Below are 255 nucleotides of genomic sequence, written 5' to 3' on the forward strand. Positions count from 1 at the left end.
GATTTAAGTGCCATGATGCCTAAAGCAATGTATGCCGCAACACAGATGATTTTTTCTGTCATCCATGGATCAACAAAAGGATATTGTTTGATCATAAAGCAAAGAGTGACGCCTGATAGTAATAAAAAGGTATCAATAACATGTGGCGCCACTTTAACAAACTTTTTTTCCATAATAGGAGACTGACGTAAATGCAAAACAAAACGCACGATAAAAAAGATCACACTCATGGCAACTAGCATCATGTGAGTATGC

Annotated in this window: 1 protein-coding gene; it reads right to left on the reverse strand. The window is 36.9% G+C overall.

Annotation, left to right across the window (positions count from 1 at the left end):
• Nucleotides 1-230, reverse strand: a 230-nt coding sequence (locus AAEY88_RS14575; RefSeq protein WP_350563539.1) for a SirB2 family protein, incomplete at its 3' end; no start/stop codon positions are given.
• Nucleotides 231-255: the final 25 nt, after the last annotated feature.

It is taken from the genome of Psychrobacter sp. CAL346-MNA-CIBAN-0220 (assembly GCF_040309805.1).
In the GTDB taxonomy this organism is placed as follows: Bacteria; Pseudomonadota; Gammaproteobacteria; order Pseudomonadales; family Moraxellaceae; genus Psychrobacter.